12 protein-coding genes are annotated in these 8,453 nt (G+C 75.0%); 8 read left to right on the top strand and 4 right to left on the bottom strand.

Annotation, left to right across the window (positions count from 1 at the left end; genetic code table 11):
* From ACXJKG_RS17055 to ACXJKG_RS17045, 3 genes are all read right to left on the bottom strand, one after another.
* Positions 1-324: alpha/beta fold hydrolase (locus ACXJKG_RS17055; RefSeq protein ID WP_456846932.1), on the bottom strand; the 324-nt coding region annotated here is incomplete at its 3' end.
* Positions 325-335: 11 nt separating this feature from the next.
* Positions 336-1,616, bottom strand: coding sequence for a Na+/H+ antiporter NhaA (gene nhaA / locus ACXJKG_RS17050; protein ID WP_456846931.1), 1,281 nt, complete (start codon positions 1,614-1,616; stop codon positions 336-338).
* Positions 1,617-1,689: 73 nt separating this feature from the next.
* Positions 1,690-2,418 carry a winged helix-turn-helix transcriptional regulator gene (locus tag ACXJKG_RS17045; RefSeq protein ID WP_456846930.1) on the bottom strand — a complete coding sequence of 243 codons (729 nt, stop codon included), beginning with the start codon at positions 2,416-2,418 and terminating at the stop codon, positions 1,690-1,692.
* A 233-nt stretch (positions 2,419-2,651) separates the two neighbouring features.
* On the opposite strand from ACXJKG_RS17045, the gene ACXJKG_RS17040 reads away from it, so the two are divergent.
* From ACXJKG_RS17040 to ACXJKG_RS17030, 3 genes are all read left to right on the top strand, one after another.
* Positions 2,652-3,386 carry a hypothetical protein gene (locus tag ACXJKG_RS17040; RefSeq protein WP_456846929.1) on the top strand — a complete coding sequence of 245 codons (735 nt, stop codon included), beginning with the start codon at positions 2,652-2,654 and terminating at the stop codon, positions 3,384-3,386.
* Position 3,387: 1 nt separating this feature from the next.
* Positions 3,388-3,849 carry a thioredoxin family protein gene (locus ACXJKG_RS17035; protein ID WP_456846928.1) on the top strand — a complete coding sequence of 154 codons (462 nt, stop codon included), beginning with the start codon at positions 3,388-3,390 and terminating at the stop codon, positions 3,847-3,849.
* A 112-nt stretch (positions 3,850-3,961) separates the two neighbouring features.
* Positions 3,962-4,426, top strand: coding sequence for a DUF4395 domain-containing protein (locus tag ACXJKG_RS17030; RefSeq protein ID WP_456846927.1), 465 nt, complete (start codon positions 3,962-3,964; stop codon positions 4,424-4,426).
* Here the strand turns inward: ACXJKG_RS17030 and ACXJKG_RS17025 are convergent.
* Positions 4,423-4,794: a DsrE family protein gene (locus tag ACXJKG_RS17025; RefSeq protein ID WP_456846926.1), complete on the bottom strand. Its 372-nt coding sequence runs from the start codon at positions 4,792-4,794 to the stop codon at positions 4,423-4,425. The genes ACXJKG_RS17030 and ACXJKG_RS17025 overlap by 4 nt on opposite strands.
* A 197-nt stretch (positions 4,795-4,991) precedes the next feature.
* On the opposite strand from ACXJKG_RS17025, the gene ACXJKG_RS17020 reads away from it, so the two are divergent.
* The 5 genes from ACXJKG_RS17020 to ACXJKG_RS17000 form a co-directional block, all read left to right on the top strand.
* Positions 4,992-5,573, top strand: a complete 582-nt coding sequence (locus ACXJKG_RS17020) for an FABP family protein (protein WP_456846925.1) — start codon at positions 4,992-4,994, stop codon at positions 5,571-5,573.
* Complete coding sequence (ygfZ, locus tag ACXJKG_RS17015; RefSeq protein WP_456846924.1) at positions 5,573-6,760, top strand: CAF17-like 4Fe-4S cluster assembly/insertion protein YgfZ; 1,188 nt, start codon at positions 5,573-5,575, stop codon at positions 6,758-6,760. Before ACXJKG_RS17020 ends, ygfZ begins: the two co-directional genes overlap by 1 nt.
* The gene (locus tag ACXJKG_RS17010; RefSeq protein WP_456846923.1) at positions 6,757-7,857 is read left to right on the top strand and encodes an FUSC family protein; all 1,101 of its coding nucleotides are present in this window, start codon (positions 6,757-6,759) and stop codon (positions 7,855-7,857) included. The genes ygfZ and ACXJKG_RS17010 overlap by 4 nt, the downstream gene beginning before the upstream one ends.
* A gap of 33 nt (positions 7,858-7,890) precedes the next feature.
* Positions 7,891-8,160 carry a type II toxin-antitoxin system Phd/YefM family antitoxin gene (locus ACXJKG_RS17005; protein ID WP_456846922.1) on the top strand — a complete coding sequence of 90 codons (270 nt, stop codon included), beginning with the start codon at positions 7,891-7,893 and terminating at the stop codon, positions 8,158-8,160.
* Position 8,161: 1 nt separating this feature from the next.
* Positions 8,162-8,453: type II toxin-antitoxin system VapC family toxin (locus ACXJKG_RS17000; protein WP_456846921.1), on the top strand; the 292-nt coding region annotated here is incomplete at its 3' end.

Below are 8,453 nucleotides of genomic sequence, written 5' to 3'. Positions count from 1 at the left end.
GGCGTCGGCGGCGCCGAGGGACTGGATGACCCCGGCCACGTCGGCGGCCAGCGTCGGCACGTCGTACCCCTGCGGCGGCTTGTCGGAGCCGCCGGTGCCGCGGACGTCCATCGCGGCGACGCGGTAGCCCGCGTCGGCCAGCACGGGCAGCTGGTGGCGCCAGGCCCACCAGAACTCGGGGATGCCGTGCAGCAGCACGACCAGGGGCGCGTCACGGTCGTCGGGTCCGGCGACGGCCACGTGGAACCGTGCGCCGTTCGCGGCCACGAACCGGTGCTCCCAGGGGCCGTCGATGAGGAGCGAGGCGGAGTCGACGGTGCTCATCGGTGCCGAACCTACCCGGTCCCGTCGGTCTCAGGGCCCGTGGTGGCGGCCACGTGCGCATGATGCCGGTCCCGCTGGTAGAGGGCCGCGCCGCCGAGCAGGGCCGCGACGAGCGACGCGATGAGCACGGAGACGATCACGTGCTCGTCCTGCGGGCTGCCGGCGCCGAACGCCAGCTCGCCCACCAGCAACGACACGGTGAACCCGATGCCGCCGAGCAGCCCGACGGCCCCGACGTCGGCCCAGCCGAGGCCCGGCGCGAGCGAGGCGCGCGTGAAGCGGGCGACAAGGTACGTGGCGCCGAGGATGCCGAGGGGCTTGCCGACGACGAGCCCGAGCGCGACGCCCTGCGCCACCGGGTCGGCGAACGTCGTCTGCAGCGCGCCGGCGGTCAGCGTCACCCCGGCGGCGAACAGCGCGAAGACCGGCACCGCGATCCCCGCGGACAGCGGTCGCCACGCGTGCTCCCACCGCTCGGCGAGGGACTCCGAGGGCGCGGTCGGCAGCCGGAGGGCCTTGCGCGTGGCCTCCGTGGTCCCCGGCACGACGAGCCCGAGGGCCACGCCGGCGATCGTGGCGTGCACCCCCGAGGCGTGCACCGCGGCCCAGGCGACCAGCCCGAGGGGGATCAGCAGCCAGCCGCTGACCCAGCCGCGCCGGATCACGAGCGCGAACACGACGACCGTCACCGCGCCGACGCCGAGCCAGAGCGCCGAGACGGTGTCGGTGTAGACGACGCCGATGACGATGATCGCGAGCAGGTCGTCGACGACCGCGAGCGTGAGCAGGAACGCGCGCAGGGCGTTGGGCAGGCTGCGGCCGACGATGGCGAGCACGGAGACCGCGAAGGCGATGTCCGTCGCCGTCGGCACCGCCCAGCCGCGGGGGACCCCGTCCGCGGCGGTGAGGTTCACCGCGAGGTAGAGGATCGCGGGCACGAGCATGCCGCCGATGGCCGCGACGATGGGGACGATCGCCGTGCGCAGGTTCCGCAGCTCGCCGGCGACGATCTCGCGCTTGAGCTCGAGGCCGACGACGAAGAAGAAGATGGCGAGCAGGCCGTCGGTCGCCCACGTGGCCACCGTGAGGTCGAGGTGCAGCGCGGCGGGGCCGATCACCGTGTCGGACACCGTGGCGTACGACGCGGGGTCCAGGTTCGCCCAGAGCAGCGCGATCACCGTGGCGGTCAGCAGGAGCGCGCCGCCGACCCGTTCCTCCCGGAGCGTGTCGAGCAGGTTGCGCTCGGAGCCGGGGGAGAGGGCGGCGAACAGGCGGCTCGCTGGCGTGGACACGGGTGCACCTCCGGGCAGACTGCTGGGACGCGCCGACCAGGCTTCCCGGCTCACCGGGAGCCAGGCTAGCGGGCTAGGCGTCCGCGGGCTCGGGTACCTCGTTGCGCCCGTCGACAGCGTTGCGGCGGTCCTTGGGCGGGTCGAAGCGKTAGCCGACGTTGCGCACGGTGCCGATGAGCTGCTCGTGCTCGGGGCCGAGCTTGGCGCGCAGGCGTCGCACGTGGACGTCGACCGTCCGGGTGCCTCCGTAGTAGTCGTAGCCCCAGACCTCCTGCAGCAGCTGGGCGCGGGTGAACACGCGGCCCGGGTGCTGGACGAGGTACTTGAGGAGCTCGAACTCCTTGTAGGTCAGGTCGAGCGGGCGGCCGCGCAGCCGGGCCGTGTAGCCGCCGGCGTCGATGGTGAGCTCGCCCGACGAGATCTCCTGCGGGGCGTCGTCGTACCCCGCGGTGGCCGCGCGCTCCATGACGAGCCGGAACCGCGTCTCCACCTCGGCCGGGTTGGCCGTCTCCAGGATGATGTCGTCCGCACCCCACTCGGCCGTGACGACCGTGAGGCCGCCCTCGGTCAGCACGAGGATCAGGGGGACCGTCAGGCCGGTCGCGCGCAGCAGCCGACAGGTGGTCCTGGCGGTGACCAGGTCCCGTCTGGCGTCGAGCACGACGATGTCCGCGTCCGGTGCATCCACGAGAGCCGACGGTTCGACGGGGAGCACGCGGACGCGGTGGGACAACAGACCGAGGGCCGGGAGCACCTGGGCGGAGCCCCCGGACGCTGGAGTGAGCAGCAGCAGATCTGCCACCTGGAACCTCCCCGCGTGCGAGTGGGGGACACGGTACCGCGCGGTACACCCAGGTTGCGCCCGGATGTCGAGGGGTGGCGTGTCCTGCCCCACATGCGCCACCTGTAACGCAGGGGAAATCGCGCCGAGATGCGACAATCGGCGGCGTGCTCCTCCCCTTCCTGCAGGCAGGCCGCCTGCGCGCGCTCTCGGCGAGGTCGTCGTCGACCCCGGTCGCGGGACGGTAGGGGACCATGCAGCTCGCCACCCGCGCGGTCGTCACGGCCGTGCTCGCCGCCGCCGTGGCCGTCGCCGGCTACCTCGGCGGACTCCCGCTGAGCATCGCCGCCGCGCTCCTCGCGATCGTGTTCGCCCTCGGCTGGCCGGCCCTCGCGGACCTGCCCTTCAAGCCCGGCTCGGCCGCCGTCGTCGCGCTCGGCGGCGTGGGCGCGGTCGTCGTGGTGCACCTGACCACCGACCAGCCCTTCCTGCGGTACCTGCCCGTGGTGTTCGCGGCCTCGATCCTGCTGGCGTTCGTCAACGAGCTGCTGCGGCGCGACGGGCGCACCCGGCTGGTCGAGTCCGTCTCGGGCACGGTCGCCGGCACGCTCGTCGCCGTCGCGGTGGCCGGCTGGGTCGCGATCGGCCGGACGCCCGGCGCCGAGTCGCTGGTCGTCGTCGGCGCGCTCGCGCTCGCGGTCGGGTCCGCCGTCGTCGCGCTGCACCTCGCGCCGTGGATCGGCTCGCTGGTCACGGCGGGCGCCGCCGCGGGTGCGGGGGCCCTGGGCGGCCTCCTGCTCCCCGGCATCGACCCGCTGGCCGGCGCCCTGCTCGGCCTCGCGGTCGGCATCCTCGTCGCCACGCTGCACGCCCTGTTCGACCAGCTGCCGTCGCTCGAGCGGCGCTGGCCCTCGCTCGCCGCGGTGACGCTGCCGGTGACCGTGACCGGCATCCTCGTGTACGTCGTCGGCCGGGTCCTGGTCGGCTGACGTGGACCGCGTCCTGCTCGTCGTCCTCGTCCTGGCGGTCGCCACGGGGCTCGGCCTGTGGTGGCGCGCGCGCAACGGCCGCTACACCGCGGTCGACCCGTCGCTGCTCGCCTCGGCACCCGCCGACGAGGCCGACGACACCCGCCTGACGCCCGCGCAGCTCGGTGCCCCGCTGGGGGCCCGCGCGACGTTCGTGCAGTTCTCCAGCGAGGTCTGCGCACCGTGCCGGCGCACCCACGCGGTGCTCGCGCAGCTGGTGACCGAGCGGGACGGCCTCTCACACGTCGAGATGGACGTGGTGGAGCACCTCGATCTCGTGCGACGCTTCGGCATCATGCGCACCCCGACCACGCTCCTGCTCGACGCCGACGGCGTCGTGGTCGGTCGTCTGTCGGGTGCCACGGACCGTCGGCACGCGCTCGCCGCTCTCGCGTCCTGTCTGGGCGAGGTCCCCGCCGCCTGACGGCTGCCCCCGCGCGGGGCGATCGGCCGGGCGCGCTGCGACCTCGGCCCCCGGGTCGGCCCTCGTGCCGATCGACGGATCCCCCGCCCCTGCACGGTCCCCAGGAGTCCCCATGAGCACGTCCCGCACGTCCACCGAGGCCCCCGCCGGCATCGATCCCCGCGGCCCCCGCTTCGGCGCCGCCCTCACGCTCGTCCTGCTCGTCGTCGTCCTGCTGCTGGGCACCACGCCCGCCGCCTACGTCGTGATGGCCGTGGTCGTCGCCGGCTTCGCGCTCGGCACGTTCCGCGGCATCGGGCACACCTGGCAGGGCTGGGTGTTCAAGAAGGTCGTCCGCCCGCGCCTGGCACCGCCGAGCGAGCTCGAGGACCCCCGCCCGCCGACGTTCGCGCAGCTGGTCGGCCTGGTCATCACGGGCGCCGGCCTGCTGCTCGGCCTGCTCGGGGTGAGCGCCGCCGTCCCGGTCGCCGCCGCGCTCGCGCTGGTCGCGGCGTTCCTCAACGCGGTGTTCGGCCTGTGCCTCGGCTGCGAGCTCTATCTGCTCGGCCTGCGGGTGCGCGCGGGACRGACCGCCTAGTAGACGAGCGCCTGCGCCCGCTCGGCCAGCGACTCCTCGACGAACACCGAGGCGCCCGCGATCCGGACGCCCGGCAGCACGTGCTCCGGGCCGATGCCGCGGCGGGCCGCGCACTGCGTGCACACGGTGACGCGGCCGCCCTCGAGGACCATCGCCAGCAGCTCGGCCAGCGGGGYCGCGTGCTCGAGGACCAGGTCGTCCGCGCGCCCCGGGAGGGCGAACCAGGCCGACTCCCCCGTGAGCCAGAGGCTGACCTCGGCCCCGGCGGCGACGGCTGCCGCGGCGACCGTGAACGCCTGGTTGGTGGCCTCCGGGCGGTCGGTGCCGGACGTGGTCTTGATCACGAGGGGGCGTGGAGTGGCGCTCATCGGAACAGGCTAGGGGGCTGCGCCTGTTGTGCTCCTTTAGGATCGTCCGCATGACTGCGCTCGAGGGAGTCTTCATCGGCCTGCTGGTCGCGGCGACGCTGACGATCGGCTGGTTCGCCTGCCTCGTCGTCTACCGGCTCTACAAGGGTCAGCGCTGACGTGATCTGAAGCGCCCGACTCCGCGAAAGGCTTCGTCCATGCCGTTCGTCCTGCCCGACCCCGAGGACCTCGCGCCGGAGGTCTACCCGCTCGCCTGGCTGGTCGGCACCTGGCGCGGTGAAGGGGTCGTCGACTACCCCGGAATCGACGAGGCGACGTTCACGCAGGAGATCGTCATCACCAGCGACGGCGGCCCGTACCTCTCCTACTCGTCGACGATCCGGCTGGTCACGGCACCGCCCGACACCGGCGCCCTGGTGGACGAGCCGCCCGCGCCCGTCTGGCAGACCGAGGCCGGCTACTGGCGGATCCCGCCCGAGCGGCCGACCGACTGGGGCCTCACCGAGGACCAGCACGCCGTCGAGCTGCTGGTGGCGGACCCGTCCGGCCACGTCGCGCTGTACATCGGCGCCGTCGGCAAGGGGCGCATCGACCTGGTGAGCGACGCGATCGTGCGCGCGGCCTCCGGCGCCGACGTGAGCGCCGGCAAGCGCCTGTACGGCCTGGTGAACGGCGAGCTCATGTGGGCGCACGACATCGCCGCGTTCGGGCACCCCATGCAGTCCTACGCCTCCGGCCGCCTCGCGCGCGTCGAGGCACTCTCCGAGGACGAGGTCTGATGACCACCGACGCACCCGTCGAGACCCCCGCGAGCCACGGCGAGCCGCCGCGGCACACCAGCCCGCTGCTCGCGAGGCACGGCGCGGTCCGGGCGTCCGGGCCCGACGACGGCGTGGCCTGGCACTACGGCGACCCCACGGCCGAGCAGCGCGCCCTGTCGCGGGGCGGCGCCGTGGTCGACCAGTCGTACCTCGGGGTCGTCTCCGTCACCGGACCGGACCGGCTCAGCTGGCTGAACTCGATCACGTCGCAGGAGCTGACCGCCCTCGCCCCGCGCACGTCGACCGAGCTGCTGGTGCTCAGCCCGCAGGGGCACGTCGAGCACGCCGCGGGCGTCGTCGACGACGGCGAGACCACGTGGCTGCTCACCGAGACGCCGATCGCGCTGGCCGCGTGGCTGAACCGCATGAAGTTCATGCTGCGGGTCGAGATCGCGGACGTGACCGACGCCTGGGCGGCCATCGGCGAGCCCGTCGACGCCGAGGGCACCCCCGACGAGCCCGTGACGTGGCGTGACCCGTGGCCCACGACGGCCGTCGGCGGCACGCGCTACGGACCGGCCGACGACGAGCACCCGGGCGCCGACCGCGCCTGGCGCCTCGTGCTGGTGCCCCGCGACCGGCTGGTCGAGGAGGTGCGCGCGCGGGAGGCCTCCGGCTGGCCGCTGGTCGGCACCTGGGCCAGCGAGGCCGCGCGCGTCGAGGCCTGGCGCCCGCGGGCGTCGCACGAGGTCGACCACCGGACCATCCCGCACGAGCTCGACTGGCTGCGCACCGCCGTGCACCTGAACAAGGGCTGCTACCGCGGCCAGGAGACGGTCGCGCGGGTGCACAACCTCGGTCGCCCGCCGCGCCGGCTGGTCATGCTGCACCTGGACGGGTCCGGCCACCTGCTGCCCGAGCCCGGCGCCGCGGTGCATGACGTCGTCAAGACCGCCGACTCGCAGGAGCCCGGCCGGGTCGTCGGGCAGATCACGACGATCGCCCGGCACCACGAGCTGGGCCCCGTCGCGCTGGCCGTGGTCAAGCGGTCGGTGCCGTCCGACGTCGAGCTGGTCGTGGAGTGCGAGGGCGGGGCCGTCGCTGCCGGGCAGGAGCAGATCGTGCCCGGCGACGGTGTGTCCGTGGACCGCCCGGCGGCCCGCGGACCTCTGACCCGGGGCCTGGGACAGCACCCGATGCTGTGAGCGCCGTCGACTCGCGTGCGCGCGTGGTCGTCGAGGCGCGGGTGCGGCAGGGCTGGGCCCGGGTGCGCGCCGCGTCGTTCCCGATCCTGCAGGCGTCGATCGCCGCGGCCCTCGCGTTCGCGATCGCGCGGTACTGGGTGGGCCACCCCTTCCCGTTCTTCGCGCCCGTCTGCGCCTGGATCGCCCTCGGGTTCACCACCGACCGGTCCGTGCGCCGGGTCGCCGAGCTGGCGGTGGGTGTGGCCATCGGSGTCGCGCTCGGGGACCTGCTGGTGCACCTCATCGGCAACGGCGCGTGGCAGGTGGCCGTCGTGCTGTTCCTCGCCGCGATCATCGCCCGGTTCATCGACCGCGGGCAGATGCTCACCACGCAGGCCGGCGTGCAGGCGCTGGTCATCGTCGGGCTCCCGGCCGTGTCCGCGTCCGGGGGGCCGCTCGGCCGCTGGATCGACGCGGCGATCGGGGGCGTCGTGGCGCTCGCGGTCGCGCTGCTCACGCCCCGGGACCCTCGCCGGCACCCCCGGGCCCTCGCTCGCACCGCGGTCGAGGAGCTGGCCGGCATGCTGCGCGTCCTCGCGCGGGGCCTGACCACCGGGTCGACTGCCGACGTCGAGGACGCGCTGGTGCGCGGACGCGCCTCGCAGCCGGCGCTGGACGAGTGGTCCGAGACGGCGAAGAACGCGGGGGAGCTGGCCCGCGTGTCCCCGACCATCCGCAAGCACCGCGAGGAGCTGGCCGGCCTGGCCGGCAACGCCGTGCACGTCGACCGCGCCATGCGCAACGCGCGCGTGCTGGCCCGGCGCGCGCTGGCGGCCGTCGAGGCGCAGACGCACGAGATGGCGACGATCGCGGCGCAGGTCGACGCCACCGCGCGGGCCGCCGAGGAGCTCGCCGCCGCGTTCGGCGCCGGCCGTGACCCGGAGCGGGCGCGCGCCCGGCTGCTCGACGTCTCGCGCGCGCTCGACCCGTTCGAGCTCGCCGCGCGCGACTGGCAGGTGCAGAGCCTCGTCCTMCTGCAGCGCTCGCTCGTCGTCGACCTGCTCGAGGCCGCCGGCGTCTCCCCGCAGGACGCCCGCGACTCCCTGCCGGAGATCTGACCGGCGGCCCCGGGTGTTCGGTACGGTCGCTTCGTGGACGTCCCGGTCAGCGCGTTGCGCGCAGAGCTCAGGCAGTGGATCGAGGCCGCGCGCGCGGGGGAGGACGTGGTCATCACCGAGCGCGGCATCCCCGTCGCCCGGCTGAGCGGGATCGCCGCCGCGGACCTGCTGACCCGGCTCGAGCGCGACGGCCTGCTGACACCGGCGACGACGTCGCGCCCCGCCGCCCGCACCGGGGACCGCGGCGCAGCCCCGGCCGCGAAGGGCGGGGTCTCCGACCTGGTCCGTCGGCTGCGGCGCTGAGATGGCGGTCGTCTACCTCGACGCCAGCGCGCTGGTGAAGCTGTGCGTCGCCGAGCCCGGGTCGGACCTGGCCGCGGCCCTGTGGGACGGCGCCGACCTGGTGGTGACGTCCCGGTTGGCCGATGCCGAGGTCCGGGCGGTGCTGGCCGGCGGGCGACGGGCCGGGCGGCTCGACGACGACGCGGCCGCCGGGGCGCTCGCGGTGTGGGACCGGCTCTGGCCGGGGCTGCACGTGCTCGAGCTGCGCGACGTGGTGACCGCGTCGGCGGCGCAGCTGGTGGGCCGCCACCCGC

The sequence above is a fragment of the Cellulomonas sp. P5_C6 genome, assembly GCF_054049635.1.
The sequence above is the reverse complement of the archived record's forward strand: the minus strand, read 5'-3'. Positions and strand labels throughout refer to the sequence as shown.